Consider the following 17,613-nt stretch of genomic DNA (forward strand, 5'->3'; position numbering starts at 1 on the left):
CCGGATCGTGGATGGCTTTCCGCCTACGCGGAAAAGACAGACCTTTATCAGTTGTTGATAGTACGGTCATCAAGCTATTTTTTTATTCTTTGGAAATTGATGCAAGGCATCAGTGATTTGTTTATATAACTCAGGCAGCCATCTGGGTTGAGCAAAATTTGAAGTCGCTGGTTTGGCAACTCGTAAGTCATTGGGCGCAATAATCATCTTGATATTGTTAAGACCTACTCTGCGGCTTAAAAGAAATAATTGATCAATGGCCTTGTCTCCTACAGCAAGGCAGCCAACAGAGAGTGATTTCCCGTGCAGAAATATATCACCCCCCAATTTTGTTCGCCCATCTTTACTTGCTTGCAGTCGATCAAAATTATTCGGGTAATTAATCATCATTGACAAGTGCATACTGCTAAAAGGGTTAAATGTAACCAGTTTATAGACACCTTCCGGAATTTGTCCGTCTCTTTCTTTTAGTTTAGGGCCCAGGCGGCCGCTAAATGCAGTTAATGGATAGGTGTGGATGTGTTTCCAGTCATGATTATCGTTTTTAGCCCATAACTCAATCTGCCTTTCCTGTTTAAAGGCGAGCAGGGCTATTTCTTTGGGAGGATAAGCCACATTCGCTTTGGAAAAAAAACGAATTAATTCAGGCTCGGTACGTAAACCATATCTGATAATGGCATTATCAACGGCTTGGTTCCAATTCAATTTGGGAGCCATTGCCAGAGATGACTGGCTAAATATAATTAATAAGCTGATTAGCAGTCGTTGCATGGTCTTTTTATGAGATAAATTTTTCACGATAGTACCAAAAAATAATCAATAGAACAAATTGTCAACAGCAATCAAAATGAGTATTTACGGCATTTTTGAATTAACCCCTGAATGAGTGAATTTAGCCTGTAACTGAGGCGGGAGCTGCTTTAAAACATGGGCTGGGGGAATGCGTAAACCGCCAACTGATGGAAGCAGACCATAATAATTGGGACACATGTATTGAACGTTACCTTCAGGGTTTATTTTATAAAAAACATAACTATAGTTGCAGTATTCAACTTGTTGGAAGCTTGCCACCTGTAGAAGTGGTGTGTTTTGAAGCCGGTGTTCGATGAAAAACGCATTGATCCATAAATTGCTTATTAATATTGCTGCACCAGTTATTGCGATTGCTGCTGTTAAACCGGATATATAACGATAAAGTATGCTTTTAGACTGTCTGAACGAATAACACAGCAGATAAACAATACAAATGATCAGAACCATTAGATTGAGAGAGTAGACAGCAGCATGTTTGTAATTGAAATAACTGCCAAGAATTTCACCACCTGCTGTTTTGTATTCCAGCAATACCGCAATAAGGCTCAGCCAAAGTGCCAGAGAAATATAGTTTTTGTGACTGGATTTGAAACCATAGGCGAGTAATACCAGACTAATAAGTGGAAAAATAAAATAGATAGAATTCATCAATGAAATCATATTATATTCCTTAAATAGACATCTTGGCGCTGAATTAATCTACACCTATGGGATTATTGCCTAGCCTGCGCGATAAGCTGATGTTAGTTATATTGCTCTACAGCTTATGAAAGATCAAGTAATAGATTTGTGGCTGATCAGGATTTTGCGCGTCAATCAGATTGAGATGAGCAAAGGTTATAACTTTTGTTCAGATCCTTCTGGAATTCGTTGCGGCAGATCTTTGATGATCAGTATAACCGTCTCTTTTGGAACTTCGACTCCCTGATGGCGCGCAAGATTGAATTTAATCTGTTTCTGGGGAAAGATGTGAAGAGACTTGCTCATATAATACAAAGGGAAGTGCAGAATATTGATAGTATAGGTTTTTTCCTTACTGTACAGCTTTGGGGGCTGATGCGATTCCAGTGTGCCAAGCCATAGAGGTTGCTTCATTGATTTCAAATGAAAATTTGAACGCCACATTCTCAGGATGAGCATAGGTTTTCGCCGGCCTGGTTTAAAAGTCATTACCAGGACTGGTTTTCGGTTTAAATAAAGCGGGGCCATCAGAGGAATTGCTGTAGAATAATTTTTACTAAAACGTTTAAGCAGGGCATAGAACAGTGAATCATTTTGCTTCCGCCAGCCTTGACGGGCTAACTCTTCCTCCAGATGATTGATGGAACCGGCATACTGCACATTAAATAAAGCAATTGGTTTGCCGATTCGGTTTGTACGAAACGCAGGCAAAAGAGGAGCTGTCTGATTCCACCAGCGGTCATCGGTAAAAACATACTGCGCATAATAAGGCTGGTGGTTTTTAATTTCCTGATCATGATGCAGCAATGTTCTCAGCAAGGTGCCGGCAAGAATAAGTCCCAGTAGAAAGTATCTCAGCCAGAGAGGACTGACGATAAGAGAAATTTTGCGACGATAAAACAGCCAGTGAATTGTGCTTAAGCCTAATCCAGCCATATAGGCTGACAAGATATCTGTCAACCAGTGATCTCCTAAATAAATAGTGCCAAAACCCGCCAGAATTAATACTGATATAGCCAGACTGTTAAATGTTCTGGTAACTCTGTTTTTATGCAAATCATTGCTGAAGTACATAAGCATAGTATATTGGGCAGTTGCAAAGCTCAGACCAATGGAAGGATAGGAATTACCGCTCTGAATATTTAACAGACCCTCTGGTCTGGCGCTTGGTATCAGCCAGTGAATGAATAACATGAGCAATGCACAGCTTAAATGCAGATTGATCCAGTAGGCCGCCTGCCGCCAATTGTGTTGCCAGGAATAGATGATGAAAACCCCGGCGCACACTGCCAGTAAATTAATGGGGCTAATTACCGATACCAGAATGATAAAAAAGCTGTCGAAGGAAATTCCGCGCAAGCTCTGTAGAAATAAATGAACGGGCTGATTTAATACAAAAAGACCTTTCTGATCGTAAACCATAAAGGAAATAATCAGTAAACATAGCAAACAGACAAGAAATACCAGGCATAATCCCGCTGTTTGATAATGATTGCTTTCATTGGCAGGCGTTAATCTGGAGATAATCGAAGCCAGATGCGGGTGCCGGCTTGACCAGGACCAAAAGTCATGCAGACTTATACGTAATAATCGATTAACTCTGACGATTATCCACTTTAAAACTACACTGAATAACCAGATTAAACCGAGTAATAGTAAGACGACTACCAGGAGGCGTGCTGCACTTTCTGGCGAAAGCTCGGAGCTTGCTGCCCCAATCAATACTCCAGGCAGAACATAAAGCAGGGACCAGCCGATAGCTGAAATAAAATTGGCGATGAAAAAACGCCATTGGCTCATTCCCATCATGCCGGCAATAACCGGAATGATCGAGCGGAGCGGGCCCACAAAGCGACCAATCAACACACTTTTACCACCGTGGTGTTTAAAATAATCTTTACCATAAGTTAAAAGGTTGGGATAACGTTTAAACGGCCAGATAGAAATAATACTGTCTCTGAAGGTGTATCCAATAAGATAGCTGATGCTGTCGCCTGCAATGGCTCCTAAAATTGCTGCTATCAGTGTCAAATCCACACGCATTACGCCGGTACCTGCCAGTATACCTATCGCGGTCATAGTGATTGAACCAGGAATGATGCTGCCAATAATGGCTAAGGATTCAGAGAAGGAAACCAAAAAAGTAAAAAATAACGCCCAGTGCGGATTATACTGCAGCCACGAAATCATAGGCTCAATGTAATGGGAGAATAATTGCATACTTGTCAGGTTTCAAAATGCTTTAAAAAAAGTGCTGCAAGCTTTTGTTTCACCTCAGCCAAGTCAATGCCTGGTACATACTCACTAATCTGAGTCATCTCCAACTGACTAAAGCCGCAGGGATTTATGCCTTTAAAGGGTTGCAGGTCCATATTCACATTCAGTGCAATTCCATGATAGGTGCAGCCATTTTTCACCCGTAATCCAATAGATGCAATCTTTTTTTCATTAAAATAGACGCCGGGAGCACCGCAGCGAGTTGTGGCATCAAGTTTATAATTGGCTAACAAGCTAATCAACAAGGCTTCCAGCTGGCAAACAAGGGTGCGAATACCAATATGCCTTCGCTTTAAATCCACTAAAACATAGGCGACTAATTGGCCGGGACCATGATAAGTAATCTGACCGCCACGATCGGACTGGATGACAGGAATGTTCGCTGGATTGAGTAAATGTTCTGGCTTGCCTGCCTGACCTTGGGTATATACTGGAAAATGCTCCAATAACCAGCATTCATCGCTGGTTTCTATCTGTCTGTTGCTGGTGAAGACCTTCATTTCATCCCAAACGGACTGATAGGTTTGTAGTCCAAGATTGCGTATTATCATTATAAAACCATTTTGATATCAGGATGACTGGTAAGCTCCCTGTACAGATTATCCAGTGAAATCTGATCATAAATAAACACAGTCACAGTAACTGAGACATAATTCCCTCGCTCGCTATTTTTAGACTGGATTTTATGATCCGGTGTCTGAGGATAGTGTTTCAGGACGATCTCGGTTATTTCTGCCACGAAACGCTCTGTATTACTCCCAATAATTTTTAAGGGGAAATCACAGGGAAATTCAATCAGACTAGGTTTATCATTCATAATTTCTAACCAACTCTTTGTATCGGATATTAATTTTCTGCCAGTAAATTCCCGCCTGACCATCGCCAATCGGTAAATTATTGACTTGGGTAACTGGATAAATTTCTTTGGTAGTGCTGGTAATCCACAGTTCAGATGCAGTAAAAATATCTTGTACCGGAATAGGCTCCTCAATAAATTTCCAGTTAAGCTCTTTTATTAAGTCTAATGCAATTTCGCGGGTAATGCCTGGAAGGCAATAGTGGTTCAGAGGAGGGGTTCTGATAATATTATTTTTGTCTACCAGAAAAACGTTACTCACACTCCCCTCGGTAACAAAGCCTTTTCTGGTCAGGATGGTCGTATTTGCCCCTTGGCGAATTGCTTCATCATTGAGCAGCACATTAGCCAGCAAGGCGGTTGATTTAATATCGCACCGCTCCCAGCGGTAATCTTCAAGAATTATCGCATGAAGCCCCTCCGCTGCAGCGGATGTGGGAAAGCTGCTATGCAGAGTGAAGGCCACCACTGTAGGTTCTAATTTGTCAGGAATATCATGTTTACGCACTCCCTGATTACCTCGGGTAATCTGAATGTATAGCTGCATGTCACCATTGCCATTGAGTCTGATTAATTCATCCAGCACAGGCAGCCAATCTATTTGCGGATCAGGGATTCTGGATTTATCGAGACTCGACTCTAAGCGTCTGAGATGCTTTTCAACAAAGAAGGGGCGTCCATCATAGACTGGAATAACTTCATACACTGAGTCAGCAAACAAAAAACCACGATCGAAGATTGAGATCTTCGCCTCGTGGCTGGGTGTGATTTGTCCATTCAGATAAACGAATTGATTCATTTGTCTTTTATCCAAACCAATGCTTGAACATCAAACGCACGGAATCTTTCATGCGGGTAAAAATGCCGCCTTTTTCAACGGGTTCGAGCGCGTAAACCGGGTGTGTATCAATTGTTTTATCATCAAATTGAACAACCAGCTCACCAATCTTGTCACCTTTCTCAATCGGTGCCTGAAGACTTTCTGCTACAGTAGTTGTGATATTCAGGCGTTGATATTGGCCATTAGGTATGGTGATATACTGATCCTGTAATAAGCCTACATTTAGCTCGCTGGAAGCGCCTTTGTATACGGGAACTTTGGTAATACTTTGTCCTGCTTTGTAGAGAGGATGTGTTTCAAAAAAACGAAAACCATAATTCAGAAGACGTTCACTGTCATCTGCCCTGACTGAATCGCTTGGAGAGCCTAGTACCACTGCCAGGAGGCGCATGTTATCTCGTTTGGCAGAGGATACCAGACAAAAACCCGCATCATTGGTATGACCTGTTTTAACCCCATCAACCTGACTATCTCTCCACAGCAGACGATTACGGTTAGGCTGGCGAATTCCATTATAAGTAAACCATTTTTGACCATACCAGTGATAGTATTGAGGGAAGTTCGTAATCAGCGCACGTCCCAAAATAGCGAGATCTTTGGCAGTAGTATGTAAATTGGGATCAGGCAGGCCGGTACTGTCCGTGAAGTGGCTATTCACCATCCCCAGTTGCTGGGCCTGTTGATTCATAATTTCAGCAAAGCCGGGTTCACTGCCGCCGAGATGTTCTGCCATAGCAACACAGGCATCATTACCTGAATCAACAATAATCCCTTTCAGAAGATCTTCAATACTTACCATCTGACCTTCTTTAACAAACATTCTTGAGCCGCCTGTTTTCCAGGCTTCGCGGCTGATTCTGACATTATCTGTCAAATGGATCTGGTCGTTGTGCAGCGCATTGGAGATGACGTAAAGAGTCATCATTTTTGTGAGGCTTGCAGGAGGTAATTGTTCCTCACTATTTTTCTCGGCAATAATTTTGCCGCTATTGACGTCGATAAGAATATAGGCTTTGGCATTCAGGGTTGGAGGAGAAGGGGTGATAAGGGGTTTATTGGTAATAGTCGGGCTTGGAATCGGCGTATTAGGCAAAGCTGTATCAGCATAAAATACAGCGCTTTGGAAAAAAAGAGAGGCGGCCAATGCCACTTTGGAACAAATTTGCAAACACTTCATTTTATTATTTTACTCGCTGTTACAAAAATCCTGTTAGTCTAACACAGCATCAGCCTCCCTCCAATTATCTTCTTAGAAGATTAGCTATCGCTTATTTTTAAGTCGATTCGATGCGCTCTGCAAGCTGCTTGTATCGTCTGACAAAAAATTTTCGTAGAATGTAAATTATTTTCATAAGTCATTAAACTACTAAAGTGAGAATTTATGCGTTGGATTGGGTTATTGCCATTGATGTTGCTTACTGCCTGCCAGGGACCTGTAAATACAATCGAGCCTCCCGTGCAGGAAGAGGGTAAAAACATTTCTTCGCCACGCAATAAATCATCAATCCGACAAAAACAGTCTACTGCTCAGCAAAAAGACGGGGCTCCTCCAGGCGCTCCACCAACGCGCTTTCATAAAGTAAACCCGGTCTATGAACCCTTCAGCCGCTATGGAAATCCCGGATCTTACGCTGTAAATGGCCATAATTATGAGGTCATGCGTAGTGCCAGCGGCTATAAGACTAAAGGTATCGCGTCCTGGTATGGAACCAAGTTTCACAGCAGGAGAACATCAAGCGGGGATGACTATGATATGTATGCAATGACCGCTGCGCATAAAACCCTGCCTTTGCCCACATATGTCCGGGTGAAAAATCTTGAAAATGGGCGAGAGGCGGTGGTCAAGGTAAATGATAGAGGCCCTTTCCACGATGACAGGGTTATTGACCTCTCTTATGCAGCAGCAAGCAAGCTGGGTCTGTTGCCTAAGGGAACCGCCGCGGTAGAAATTGAAGCCTTAACTGTCAGGGAGCCTGGTAAACCGCATATTGCTTATTATTATGTGCAGGCTGGTGCCTTCAATTCTCAGCAATTGGCTGCATTGTTAAGGGAAAAGCTGGCTCGCATCACTCCTTCACCGGTATTTGTTGAAAAATATAATGAGCGGTTTCTGGTGAAAGTAGGCCCCTTTGCTGAGCGCAACATGACGGATAACCTGAAGCGACAGCTAGCTCAGCAAGGAGTCGTTGGTGCATTTTCACTGTTACAATAGTTTAATCAGCTATTCGGATCATCGATGACAACACGAGTTCCTCGTTCGCCATCCTCAGGAACACTGACAAACTCTTCGTTTAACCAGCGGGCATCCTCTGTAAACATCCTGATACAGCCGTGGCTGTCAGGATACCCGGGAACTGTATTACTGCCATGTAAAGCATAGCCACGGAAGAAATGCATGCAATAAGGCATTTCTGCACCGCCATTATTTCCATCCGCACGCCGTGGGAACGCAGTAGATATACAGTCTATATCCTGTTTTCTAATGACGCGAAAGGAACCCGTCGGGGTTGAGCAGCCTCCATAAACGCCGTGACAGTGTGGATTTCCAGAAGAGATGGGTCCCCACCAAAGTAACTCACCGTCTTCATCATAGGCGCCCCATGCCAGTTTTTTCTGGCTGATATAAATAGTTTTCTCACCGTCTGATTCAATATAGCGCGGGAAAGGGGATACATCATAGATAGTTATTCTGTCCAGGTTTTTGGGTATCGCGATAACCATTCCTGTTCTAAGCCTGATGTTCATACGATTAATGCGCCGCACCAAATCCCTGGATTCCTCATTAGGAAAAAGGCTGGCCCATGTGTCGCCGGATTTGATTTTCATACAAAAATAATCCGGATCATTACAAAGCGTTTCTCCAAATCGGCTTTCTGACCATGCGGCGGGAAGGAGAGAAATCATTAATATTATTATTTTGCACCATTGTCTCATGATTTTACCCCTAATTTATCAACTGGTTGATCTTGATAACGGCACAATTTGAAAAAACTTTATATTTTTTTTGATTAAATGTAATTTTCCACGTCATCCCGCAGTCACTTGGTTTTTATTCTTTAGGCCCAATTCCTGGCATTTCCATCCATGCCTGGTGGATTGTTGTCAACAGTGAATTTGCCTCGGCTAACAGCTCTGAATCGCTGTGAAGATTAGCTTTCAACAGAATCTGCTGAATATATTCATATAGTTGATCCAGATTAACCGCAATATCTCCACCTTGTTCGTGATCAAGACTTGTTCTTAAACCATCGAGAATGCTGATGGCTCTGGAAATATGCTCACCTTTCTCACTGATTTGCTGCCGCTGGATATGGCCCTGCGCTGTCGCAATATGCGAGCGTGCACCTTGCAAAAGAAGGTTTATTAATTCATGAGGGTTTGCCGATTCTATTCGGGTCTGTAAGTCGATTGATTTGTATTGATTAATTGCTTGCTCATACCTGTTTTTCATAATCATCTCTTGTTCAAGGTCAATTGGGGCAGGTTAGCCAGCTGCTGGCTTAAGAAATTGCTGGTGCTTTGCATCTGAGATAATAAACCATCAAGGGCTGTAAATTGTTTCAGATAGCGTTTGCCAAGCTCCTGCGTACGGTAATCGAGTTGAACGCGATCCTCGGCGATTCGTTCAATTTGATTATTCAGACTGCTGGTGCGATCAACTAAACTGCCCTTGTCATCGAGCAATTGTTCAATCAGATCATTAAATTTCACCGCCAGGCCATTGGTTACGGTAATATTTCCTCTTGCTCCAATCTCGCCGCCGGTGATATCAACTGAAAGATTTTTATAAGCGCCGCTGCCTTTTAGTGTTAACCCATTTGAGGATGTCGCAATCAAACCGCCGATGGTGCCGCTTAAACTAACCCCTGGATTGAAGGAGTCAATCGTTAGTGCATAGGTTCCGGCCTTGACATCAGCACCAACCAGGTTGATTTTCACATTGCTATCGGAAGCCTTTGCCGACTTGGCGAAAAAGGCTCCAATGGATTCGTAGTGCGTGTCCAGTGCTTTGGTTAACTGGTCTTCATTAATCTCAAGCAAGCCGCTTTTTGTTGTTTTAATGCCCAGATCAGCCAGGGTTTTAAGCGGGGAGGAAGTATCCTGATTGACATCGCTGACCAATGCTGACAATGAAAATTTTAGATTTCTTATTCCCGTATCACCCTGCAGGCTGCCTGCTTTTTTTGTATTCGGATCGTAGCTGGTTAAATTATTAAGACTACTCATGCTGTCATTGAACTGTTTAACAAACTCCCTGATTAGCGAGGTAGTTTGTGCTCGATTCGCCTCAACACCGAGCGAAATAAGTGTTCCAGGCTGAGCTTTTTTCAAATCCAGAGTGACGCCTGCAATCGCGTTTTCAATTCGGTTACTGCTTTCAGTGAGCAGTAAGCCATTGATTTTGAATTGGCTGTCTTTTGCCTCGGCAGTTTGAAGCATTGAGTTAACACTGTTTGTCGGATCATAGGCAAGTGCTGACAAGCCCGCGCCGTTGGTGTTATTTCCATCAGCATCATTTACAGTAATTCGCATTTCATAAGACTTTCCGGTCGAAGGGCTGCTTAAAGTCAGCCGAGCGCCCTGACTGTCCTGAACAATGGCTGCCTGCACACCGCTGTCACTGTTATTAATCGCATCGCGAATCGCAACAAGACTGCTTTGACCTGCACCAATAGTAATAACCAGCGGGTCTTTATCAGCATTCAGGGTAAAACTGCTGAGATCATTGCTGTAACTTCCAAACTCAATCGTTAATGATCCCTGACCGACAGGAGAGGATGTATTGGCAAAGGCTCCGGAGGCGAGGTTTTGTTTGGCGGCTAACTGGATAATCTCAATATCATAATGACCATCAATAGCATTATCGCCAATAGTGGCCTGTAAAGCATTCGGATCACTTAAGGTAGTTTTCAATGAATGAAATTGTTTTAAATCGCCAAGTTTAATCAGGCTGCTTTGCAATTTGCTGAGCGCGCTTCTCACTTGCCCAAGAGCCGAAAGCTCAGCCACAAGATCCGCTTCATGTCGATCAATTCTGTTTTTAGCAGGGGTAATTTCCGCTTTTACCAGCGCCTCAACAATTGATTTAATGTCCAAACCTGAGCCAACTCCTGGCGAACTTATTCCTGACACGTTATTGTCCTTAATATCTAATCAGATTTATATTGCAACTCAGTTACACTTTTTTATCAATAGAGCCGCTAATCATTTCATCAACCAGGCTTAGAAGTTTCAGATATTCATCAGGCGGCATTTTCCGTATGACTTTATCTGATAATTTCTCTGTTACGATGGTTTGAAGAACGCCGGTTGCTTTATCAATGGCCTGTTTACTTTGCGCCGAGTTCAATGGACTGGATGAAAAGGGTTGAGAGCCGGCTTTAATATTCTCATGGATACCATTTGATTCCTGTTCCAATGAATTGGACTTAATATTATTTGATTCAATCTTCATTTCGACCTCCCACTTAATCGAATACAGGAAGGATAAAGCTAAAATAGCCTGCTCCCATCAGAGAGCAGGCTGGTAGTACTATTATCTGCCAAGTAAGGACAGTACAGATTGTGGCAGGCTGTTAGCCTGTGCCAGCATCGCAGTTCCAGCTTGTTGCAGAATCTGGGCTCGGGTTAAGTTAGCCGTTTCAGCGGCAAAATCCGCATCCTGGATTCGGCTTCTTGCGCCAGAGAGGTTTTCAGCAACGTTTGCCAGATTGGCAATAGTGGATTCAAACCGGTTTTGCAAGGCACCCATTGCAGCGCGATTAGAGTTCACGGAGCTTAAGGCTGAATCCAGTCGCAATATAGCGGATTGCGCACCGGCTGCAGTACCCACATCAATGCTATCTACTCCCAGAGAGTCTTTGGCGATAGCGGCATTTAAGCCTAATGTGGCCACGGTTCCGCCAATTGAGATGCTATTAGTTGCACTTATAGTCAGACTGCCGCGCAAAGTACCATCGAAGTCTCCGCCGGTAACACTGATACCGTCTGTACCTGCAGTAAAACCAGTACCCGCTTCAGTGATATCAATATTACGTCCATCAGCTGCGGTTAGGGTCAGATCACCACCATTTAAACTGGCAATGACACCTGTCTGATTGCTCACGCCATTGATCGCATCACGCAGTGCCGTGTTGGATAAGGCTGTTGCAACGTCCTGGTTGGTAAATACAGCCACGCCATTAACAGAGAGGTCATAAGTGTCACCTGCTGTACCCCCAATTGCGCCCACTGTCTGGGTTCCTGAGGTATTGGCACTTATAGACAAACCGGCGATTCCAGCATCATTAATGGCCGCTGCTTTAGCATAGGCTGAAGTCGCATCCTGCTGGGCATTGCCTGTAAATCCGGCACTGGAGTTGATTGTTGTAGCAGCACCGCCGCCAATGGCAATTGTTATATCAGTTGAAGCGGCGTTGGACACCTCAGTTCCACTCTGGGTAGCAATACCGCCGATTGATGAGGCTTTAATACTTCCGATAGCAAAGTTAATCGTCTGATTAGCGTTGGCACCTACCTGAAAACTGGCGCTGGAAAAAGAGCCATCCAGGATTCTCTGACCATTGAACTCAGTGTTTAAAGCAATTCGATCGAGTTCGCTTTGTAACTGAACGACTTCCTCCTGAATAGCCTGACGGTCGCCAGAGTTATTCGATGAGTTAGCTGATTGCAGTGATAGTTCGCGCATACGCTGTAAGATATTGGTCGTTTCCTGCATTGCCCCTTCTGCAGTCTGAGCCAATGATATACCATCATTCGCATTTCGTATTGCCTGGTTCATACCCCTGATTTGTGATGTCATTCTTTCAGAAATGGCCAGTCCGGCAGCGTCGTCTTTAGCGCTGTTAATGCGCAGACCGGATGAAAGACGTTGAATGGCCGTCTGCATGCCTTTTTGTGATACATTTAAACTCCTTTGGGAATTTAACGACATCACGTTAGTATTAATCACTTGAGTCATGACCAAAATCTCCTCGTGCCTGAATCCCTGGATTGGGGATTATATTATTACCGGGAATTCGACCTTGAATTCACCGTACCCACTTTAGTTATCGGATAGAAACAAAAAAACTTTAGGGGGCGTAGCACTTTATTTTAAAAAATGCGAGAAAAAAGGGAAAATTTTATTTAAAATTCATGGTGTGTAGAAAAAATAAACAGTTTGATGATAATCAGCAGAGCCAGAGTATTGTTCATTAATTAAATGCGAACAATAGAGTGAATAAAACAAGCCTCAGATAAAAAATCAGGTTATACTGTTGCGCGTCAAATTCAATCCACGGATTCTTATCTATGAGTTGGCTAAAAAAATTATTACCTTCTAAAGTCAGAACAGAAGCATCACAAAAAAAAGGCGTGCCCGAAGGCCTATGGGTAAAATGTCTTGGATGTAACTCTGTTCTTTATAGTACCGAGCTAATCAAGAACCTCTCTGTATGCCCCAATTGCAATCATCATCATCGTCTGACTGCGCGTCAGCGCCTGCAACAGTTTTTAGATGAGGGCAGTATTGAGGAAGTAGCTGCTCATCTGGAGCCAATCGATCGACTGAAGTTTAAGGACTCAAAGAAATATAAAGATCGTATTGTCCAGGCGCAAAAAGCAACAGGCGAGAAAGAAGCTTTATTACTTGCCAAAGGCAGCGTTATGGGACAGCCTGTCATCGCAAGCGCCTTTGAATTTAACTTCATAGGCGGCTCTATGGGTGCTACGGTGGGTGAGAAGTTTGTACGTGGCGTCTTATTGGCAACTAAAGAAAGAAAGCCCTATCTCTGCTTTACCGCAAGCGGTGGCGCTAGAATGCAGGAAGGCTTGTTTTCACTAATGCAAATGGCTAAAACCTCAGCAGCTCTGGCCAAATTTTCCGAAACCAATCTGCCATTTATAGTGGTACTGACTGATCCCACACTAGGCGGGGTTTCAGCAAGTTTTGCCAGCCTTGGTGATATCATTATTGCTGAACCCAATGCGCTTATCGGCTTTGCTGGTCCTCGAGTCATTGAGCAGACAGTTCGGCAAACCTTGCCTGAAGGCTTCCAGCGCAGTGAGTTTTTGCTTGAGCATGGTCATATTGATATGGTAGTTGACAGAAAGGCGCTTCGACCCACAATCGCTGAGTTAATTGCCAAGCTGTCGCACCGTAACTTGTAAGATCATGAAAAAGAGCGGGAAAACCTTAAAGCAATGGCTGAGTGAGCTGGAAAACCGGCATGTGCAGGAAATCCAGCTAGGCTTGAGCCGTATTAAAGGTGTTGCTGAGGAATTGGCTTTATCAAGGCCTGCGCCAACCGTTATAACAGTCGCGGGCACCAATGGCAAGGGCAGCGTTGTAGCTACTCTTGAAGAAATATATTCCAACTCAGGATATCGCGTCGGTGTCTATACTTCCCCGCATTTGGTTGCTTTCAACGAAAGGATCCGGATTAATAGAAAGGCGATTGAAGACGAACAACTTGAAAATTACTTCGAACTTATTGATTTTGCTAGAAAAGAAACCGCGCTGACCTTCTTTGAAACGGCGACACTCGCTGCCTTATTGCATTTTGAACAGCATGATCTTGATCTGGTAGTTTTAGAGGTGGGATTAGGTGGAAGACTGGATGCTACCAATATTATCGATAATGATTTGGCTATTATTACTACAGTCGATTTTGATCATCAGGAATATCTTGGAACAAACCTCGAGGCTATTGGAACAGAGAAAGCAGGGATTCTTCGTACCAACAGAGCGTTTATAGGAGCTGCTTCCGATTTGCCTGCCTCAGTTTTAAAAAGAGCAATGGGTGTCGCAAAACCAGTATTGATTAATGGCCAGGATTATTCGTATAAAATTGCAGATGATATTCTCGAGATTAATTTTCGAAAACAGTTACTTCAGTTACCCAAGCCCCATTTACATCCAGATTCTGTGGTAGCCGCAGTCATCGGGTCGAAGATTCTAAGCGAAAAATTACCGGTAGAAGATAAGAACATTGCAATTTCTATTAAAAGTGTTCATTTACCCGCTCGTTTACAAATGATAGAAAAAAACGAGAGGAGGCTCCTTTTAGACGTGGCGCACAATCCGCAATCTGCAAGATTTTTGGCAGAATTTGTGACGCAGCAAAAAATACATGGTAATATTCATGCGGTTTTTTCTGCTTTAAATGATAAAGACATAAAAGGAATAGTCGAGCCACTTTTACCTTTGGTTAATTATTGGTATCCTGCAAGGCTTGAGAGTAAGCGCGCCTGTGTTGCAGAACAATTATTAAAAGAGCTGCCTGAGAATATCGAGCAAACAAAAGGCTATTTTAGTAGCCCTGAAGAAGCTTATAAAGCGGCATTCCGGCAGGCAAAAGCAGGCGATTTAATTATCGCCTTCGGATCTTTTATTCTGGTAGGTGCTGTTTTAAATGCAGTATCTGATTCTTACCTGGAGGAGTTACTATGACATTAGTAATGGACGAGCGTATTAAGCACAGACTTATTGGACTTGCTGTAATTATCTCTTTAGGAGCCATTTTTGCTCCCGCGATTATGAAAAAATCTAGCCAGCGCCTGGAAGGGCCCTCAAGTATTTCCATCAAGCTGCCTCCAAAGCCGGTGCTGCCTCAGGTCACTGCATCTGATGAGGAGACCATGTTTAAATCTGTTAAGGTGGCTCATGTAGACATTCCAACGGCTAACGAAGATTATCAACCTGCTGCGACTATTGCCAAAGCGGAGCCCTTAAGTCCGGTTAATGGAACAAAAACAATAGACTATGCCAGTGCCCAGATTGATAATCCTGATGCTCTGAAAGAAGCTCGAGCGCAGGAAGATAAAGCAGATGTGATGAGCAATCCACCCGCAGAGCTGGCTCAACACAATAGCGTATCCTATTCTTCACATGCGGCATCAAATGAAGATGTAAAACGAGTCGCTCTTGAACAGAAAAAGCCTTTGGCCAGCATACCCGCTGCGATTCCTGCAAAAGAACTGCCAAAAACTATTGTAGCCAGCAAGTCGCTTCCAGCAGCTAAAACACAATCTAAGCCCGTTGCAAAAATTCAGCAATTGGCCAAAGCGCCTGCACCCAAAGCTCTCCCGGGCAAAACAGCTTACTCAGTTCAGGTCGCATTATTTGTACAGCAAAAGAATGCGATTGCATTGGTTAACAAGTTAAAAAGCAAAGGATTTCAGGCTTCCTATAATAAAGTCCAAAGCAAAAACGGTATTGCTTATAAAGTGCTGGTAGGGCAAATGAATCAGAAAGATCAGGCTCTGAAGCTAAGAACACAACTGGCTAGCGCGATGCAGATTAATGGATTTGTTGTACCTACCACAGGAATCAGCTAAAGATGCAATGGTACTGGATTGATATCGCCATCATACTCATAATAGGTCTTTCAGTTATCACCGGTTTATTCCGTGGCTTTCTGAAAGAATTAATAGCCCTTTCCGTATGGATAGTGGCTATTTGGCTGGCATACAATTACGCTTCTGTTTTATACCCCTGGTTAGGAAATTATATTCAGGATCAAACAGTTATTAAAATTGCCTCCTTCGTTATTGTCTTAACTGCAACAGTAATTATAGGTGGTATTATTAATGCGCTTCTTGGTTTTATATTAAAACGCTCCGGGTTGAGTGGCACTGATCGACTATTAGGAATGGGATTCGGTTTCATACGCGGTGTTTTTATTGTCTCATTAATTATCGTGGTTATCCGTATGACCTCACTCCCGCAGGAAGAATATGTCAGCCAATCACGCCTCTATTCCAAGTTCACTCCCGTAGTCGACTGGATTTCAAGCAAGGTACCCGATTTAATTAATCAGGCTAAATCGCTGGATCAAACAAACAGCCTCGCTGATTTCCCAACCGATTTTGAGTTGTCCCAATCTTAGGATTCTAGGGATAAGCTTTTGGTTGTTTATAAAGCTTATCCCTTTCCAGCTCACCCATTTGCTCCTGGCATACTAAATTCAGATGGCATTTCTAAAGGCCGTCTATACTTTTATTAAAGGATATCAGGAGCCTGGAATGACTGCGAACAATGAGAATGTTTTACATCATGTCAATAAGATGCAGCAAGCATTTAAAGATCAGGTGGACCATCTGCGAAAAGACATCAAACTAATTGATGAACCACAGTGTAAAGCCATGTTTGAAACAAGTGCTGAAGTGTTATCAGGTTTGATTAAAGCGTTTGAGGATTATAAAGAAAAAAAAGAAGAAGCCTGGAAGCATTAAATAAACTTCTAAACAGCTTTGTTGAATCATAAAACAGCGTTTAACCTTCTTCTACTGTGGTTGTCCGCAGTATCCAGAAATGCTTGTAAAAAGGCCTGAACTTCATCAACCCATACCGCGAGCAGCCGCTGTACAGAGCAGAATGCTATTTATCAATTTTACAAGCAGCCAGGATGTTTGGGTGCTGGATTGGGTTCACTATGTTCTGATGGACTAAATTGTTTACCAGTTGTATAACGGGTTTTTTTTCTGGGACGATTCAATGTGTAATCCTGTTCGTCCGGTACAGTAAAAAAAGAACTAAATCGTTTGAGCCGTTGAATCTTCTTTTCTTCCTCGCTTGGTTTAGGGGACTGGTAATTATTTTTCAGTGCTGAGTCAGATTTTAAAGAAAAAGCATAGCCATATCCAACTGCACGTATGTCCTCAAAATCCTTAGCAAATCCGCAAGCGCCCCAATGAAGATCCTGGCCTTTAAATTGATTTAGCAGTTGAGAGAGCGAAGTTTGTTCTCTTACCTGTACTACCTGGGTAGGGACCTGGTTTAAAGGGGGATTCATGGCCGGAATATCGGCATAAGAGAGCACGTAATCGGGCACATTATCGCCCGCTCTTAAAATTAAAGGGTAGGTGTCAAAGCTTTCATGAGTGGATTTGTCTGTTGGATTCAATCCATTTTTTATCAAATACCAGGTTGCTTTTGATACGGAAATATCCTTTGCTGTAAGAAGTTCTCCGTTAGCCAAGGCGTTAGAAACTTCCTGATTCAATAAACTACCTGGTGAGCAGTAAATGGTAAGGCTGGTGTCTGTCGGGATTGTACAGTCAGTGGACGTTGTGGAAAATGAAGCATGACCGTAAAAAACAATTCGAGGCATAAGGTCAATAATTATATAAGTTGTAGCTAATTGTAACATAAAGAACAAGT

19 protein-coding genes are annotated in these 17,613 nt (G+C 43.0%); 6 read left to right on the top strand and 13 right to left on the bottom strand.

What is annotated here, in order from left to right; all coding sequences use genetic code 11:
* Nucleotides 1-69: 69 nt before the first annotated feature.
* The 7 genes from LXA66_RS08225 to LXA66_RS08255 all read right to left on the bottom strand — a co-directional run bounded on the left by LXA66_RS08225 (nucleotide 70) and on the right by LXA66_RS08255 (nucleotide 6,645).
* The gene (locus LXA66_RS08225; RefSeq protein WP_172458260.1) at nucleotides 70-771 is read right to left on the bottom strand and encodes a murein L,D-transpeptidase family protein; all 702 of its coding nucleotides are present in this window, start codon (nucleotides 769-771) and stop codon (nucleotides 70-72) included.
* An 84-nt stretch (nucleotides 772-855) separates the two neighbouring features.
* On the bottom strand, nucleotides 856-1,473 hold the full coding sequence (locus LXA66_RS08230; protein ID WP_233012743.1) for a type I secretion system protein LssZ: 618 nt from the start codon (nucleotides 1,471-1,473) through the stop codon (nucleotides 856-858).
* Between the two features lie 177 nt (nucleotides 1,474-1,650).
* Complete coding sequence (locus LXA66_RS08235; protein WP_233012744.1) at nucleotides 1,651-3,684, bottom strand: bifunctional DedA family/phosphatase PAP2 family protein; 2,034 nt, start codon at nucleotides 3,682-3,684, stop codon at nucleotides 1,651-1,653.
* 35 nt (nucleotides 3,685-3,719) lie between these two features.
* Complete coding sequence (gene lipB / locus LXA66_RS08240; protein WP_233012745.1) at nucleotides 3,720-4,322, bottom strand: lipoyl(octanoyl) transferase LipB; 603 nt, start codon at nucleotides 4,320-4,322, stop codon at nucleotides 3,720-3,722.
* Nucleotides 4,322-4,588, bottom strand: coding sequence for a YbeD family protein (locus LXA66_RS08245; protein ID WP_058506563.1), 267 nt, complete (start codon nucleotides 4,586-4,588; stop codon nucleotides 4,322-4,324). Before LXA66_RS08245 ends, lipB begins: the two co-directional genes overlap by 1 nt.
* Nucleotides 4,581-5,426 (bottom strand): D-amino acid aminotransferase, encoded by an 846-nt coding sequence (locus LXA66_RS08250; RefSeq protein WP_233012746.1) that lies wholly within the window; start codon nucleotides 5,424-5,426, stop codon nucleotides 4,581-4,583. The genes LXA66_RS08245 and LXA66_RS08250 overlap by 8 nt, the downstream gene beginning before the upstream one ends.
* A gap of 7 nt (nucleotides 5,427-5,433) precedes the next feature.
* Nucleotides 5,434-6,645, bottom strand: a complete 1,212-nt coding sequence (locus tag LXA66_RS08255; RefSeq protein ID WP_233012747.1) for a D-alanyl-D-alanine carboxypeptidase family protein — start codon at nucleotides 6,643-6,645, stop codon at nucleotides 5,434-5,436.
* A gap of 204 nt (nucleotides 6,646-6,849) precedes the next feature.
* On the opposite strand from LXA66_RS08255, the gene LXA66_RS08260 reads away from it, so the two are divergent.
* Nucleotides 6,850-7,680 carry a septal ring lytic transglycosylase RlpA family protein gene (locus LXA66_RS08260; RefSeq protein ID WP_233012748.1) on the top strand — a complete coding sequence of 277 codons (831 nt, stop codon included), beginning with the start codon at nucleotides 6,850-6,852 and terminating at the stop codon, nucleotides 7,678-7,680.
* Nucleotides 7,681-7,685: 5 nt separating this feature from the next.
* On the opposite strand, the gene LXA66_RS08265 is transcribed toward LXA66_RS08260, so the two are convergent.
* From LXA66_RS08265 to LXA66_RS08285, 5 genes are all read right to left on the bottom strand, one after another.
* The gene (locus LXA66_RS08265; RefSeq protein WP_370637234.1) at nucleotides 7,686-8,372 is read right to left on the bottom strand and encodes a L,D-transpeptidase; all 687 of its coding nucleotides are present in this window, start codon (nucleotides 8,370-8,372) and stop codon (nucleotides 7,686-7,688) included.
* A 145-nt stretch (nucleotides 8,373-8,517) separates the two neighbouring features.
* Nucleotides 8,518-8,925: a flagellar export chaperone FliS gene (fliS, locus tag LXA66_RS08270; RefSeq protein ID WP_233012749.1), complete on the bottom strand. Its 408-nt coding sequence runs from the start codon at nucleotides 8,923-8,925 to the stop codon at nucleotides 8,518-8,520.
* Entirely contained in the window at nucleotides 8,922-10,601 is a 1,680-nt protein-coding gene (gene fliD, locus LXA66_RS08275; protein WP_233012750.1) for a flagellar filament capping protein FliD, read from the bottom strand. Before fliD ends, fliS begins: the two co-directional genes overlap by 4 nt.
* Nucleotides 10,602-10,644: 43 nt before the next feature.
* Nucleotides 10,645-10,923: a hypothetical protein gene (locus LXA66_RS08280; RefSeq protein ID WP_233012751.1), complete on the bottom strand. Its 279-nt coding sequence runs from the start codon at nucleotides 10,921-10,923 to the stop codon at nucleotides 10,645-10,647.
* Nucleotides 10,924-11,004: 81 nt separating this feature from the next.
* Nucleotides 11,005-12,429 (bottom strand): flagellin, encoded by a 1,425-nt coding sequence (locus LXA66_RS08285; protein ID WP_255665314.1) that lies wholly within the window; start codon nucleotides 12,427-12,429, stop codon nucleotides 11,005-11,007.
* 332 nt (nucleotides 12,430-12,761) lie between these two features.
* Here LXA66_RS08285 and accD point away from each other — a divergent pair, with 332 nt between their 5' ends.
* From accD to LXA66_RS08310, 5 genes are all read left to right on the top strand, one after another.
* Nucleotides 12,762-13,619 carry an acetyl-CoA carboxylase, carboxyltransferase subunit beta gene (gene accD, locus LXA66_RS08290; protein WP_112219657.1) on the top strand — a complete coding sequence of 286 codons (858 nt, stop codon included), beginning with the start codon at nucleotides 12,762-12,764 and terminating at the stop codon, nucleotides 13,617-13,619.
* 4 nt (nucleotides 13,620-13,623) lie between these two features.
* A complete protein-coding gene (folC, locus tag LXA66_RS08295; protein ID WP_233012752.1) occupies nucleotides 13,624-14,901 on the top strand; it encodes a bifunctional tetrahydrofolate synthase/dihydrofolate synthase in 1,278 nt (425 codons plus the stop codon).
* The gene (locus LXA66_RS08300; RefSeq protein ID WP_233012753.1) at nucleotides 14,898-15,788 is read left to right on the top strand and encodes an SPOR domain-containing protein; all 891 of its coding nucleotides are present in this window, start codon (nucleotides 14,898-14,900) and stop codon (nucleotides 15,786-15,788) included. The genes folC and LXA66_RS08300 overlap by 4 nt, the downstream gene beginning before the upstream one ends.
* Nucleotides 15,789-15,790: 2 nt before the next feature.
* A complete protein-coding gene (locus LXA66_RS08305; protein WP_233012754.1) occupies nucleotides 15,791-16,339 on the top strand; it encodes a CvpA family protein in 549 nt (182 codons plus the stop codon).
* Nucleotides 16,340-16,475: 136 nt separating this feature from the next.
* Nucleotides 16,476-16,685, top strand: a complete 210-nt coding sequence (locus LXA66_RS08310) for a hypothetical protein (protein WP_133140148.1) — start codon at nucleotides 16,476-16,478, stop codon at nucleotides 16,683-16,685.
* 158 nt (nucleotides 16,686-16,843) lie between these two features.
* Here the strand turns inward: LXA66_RS08310 and LXA66_RS08315 are convergent, their stop codons facing one another.
* Nucleotides 16,844-17,563 (bottom strand): putative adhesin, encoded by a 720-nt coding sequence (locus tag LXA66_RS08315; RefSeq protein ID WP_233012755.1) that lies wholly within the window; start codon nucleotides 17,561-17,563, stop codon nucleotides 16,844-16,846.
* Nucleotides 17,564-17,613 lie beyond the last annotated feature (50 nt).

Source organism: Legionella sp. 16cNR16C, assembly GCF_021297775.1.
Taxonomy (GTDB): Bacteria; Pseudomonadota; Gammaproteobacteria; order Legionellales; family Legionellaceae; genus Legionella_C; species Legionella_C quinlivanii_A.

Coding starts and splice junctions, on each gene's coding strand:
- LXA66_RS08230 (WP_233012743.1), bottom strand. CDS start 1,473: ATGATTTCATTGATGAATTCTATCTATTTTATTTTTCCACTTATTAGT.
- LXA66_RS08265 (WP_370637234.1), bottom strand. CDS start 8,372: ATGATTTCTCTCCTTCCCGCCGCATGGTCAGAAAGCCGATTTGGAGAA.
- LXA66_RS08225 (WP_172458260.1), bottom strand. CDS start 771: ATGCAACGACTGCTAATCAGCTTATTAATTATATTTAGCCAGTCATCT.
- LXA66_RS08310 (WP_133140148.1), top strand. CDS start 16,476: ATGACTGCGAACAATGAGAATGTTTTACATCATGTCAATAAGATGCAG.
- LXA66_RS08250 (WP_233012746.1), bottom strand. CDS start 5,426: ATGAATCAATTCGTTTATCTGAATGGACAAATCACACCCAGCCACGAG.
- LXA66_RS08245 (WP_058506563.1), bottom strand. CDS start 4,588: ATGAATGATAAACCTAGTCTGATTGAATTTCCCTGTGATTTCCCCTTA.
- fliS (WP_233012749.1), bottom strand. CDS start 8,925: ATGATTATGAAAAACAGGTATGAGCAAGCAATTAATCAATACAAATCA.
- LXA66_RS08280 (WP_233012751.1), bottom strand. CDS start 10,923: ATGAAGATTGAATCAAATAATATTAAGTCCAATTCATTGGAACAGGAA.
- LXA66_RS08305 (WP_233012754.1), top strand. CDS start 15,791: ATGCAATGGTACTGGATTGATATCGCCATCATACTCATAATAGGTCTT.
- folC (WP_233012752.1), top strand. CDS start 13,624: ATGAAAAAGAGCGGGAAAACCTTAAAGCAATGGCTGAGTGAGCTGGAA.
- LXA66_RS08315 (WP_233012755.1), bottom strand. CDS start 17,563: ATGCCTCGAATTGTTTTTTACGGTCATGCTTCATTTTCCACAACGTCC.
- LXA66_RS08235 (WP_233012744.1), bottom strand. CDS start 3,684: ATGATTTCGTGGCTGCAGTATAATCCGCACTGGGCGTTATTTTTTACT.
- LXA66_RS08260 (WP_233012748.1), top strand. CDS start 6,850: ATGCGTTGGATTGGGTTATTGCCATTGATGTTGCTTACTGCCTGCCAG.
- LXA66_RS08300 (WP_233012753.1), top strand. CDS start 14,898: ATGACATTAGTAATGGACGAGCGTATTAAGCACAGACTTATTGGACTT.
- LXA66_RS08255 (WP_233012747.1), bottom strand. CDS start 6,645: ATGAAGTGTTTGCAAATTTGTTCCAAAGTGGCATTGGCCGCCTCTCTT.
- LXA66_RS08285 (WP_255665314.1), bottom strand. CDS start 12,429: ATGACTCAAGTGATTAATACTAACGTGATGTCGTTAAATTCCCAAAGG.
- lipB (WP_233012745.1), bottom strand. CDS start 4,322: ATGATAATACGCAATCTTGGACTACAAACCTATCAGTCCGTTTGGGAT.
- accD (WP_112219657.1), top strand. CDS start 12,762: ATGAGTTGGCTAAAAAAATTATTACCTTCTAAAGTCAGAACAGAAGCA.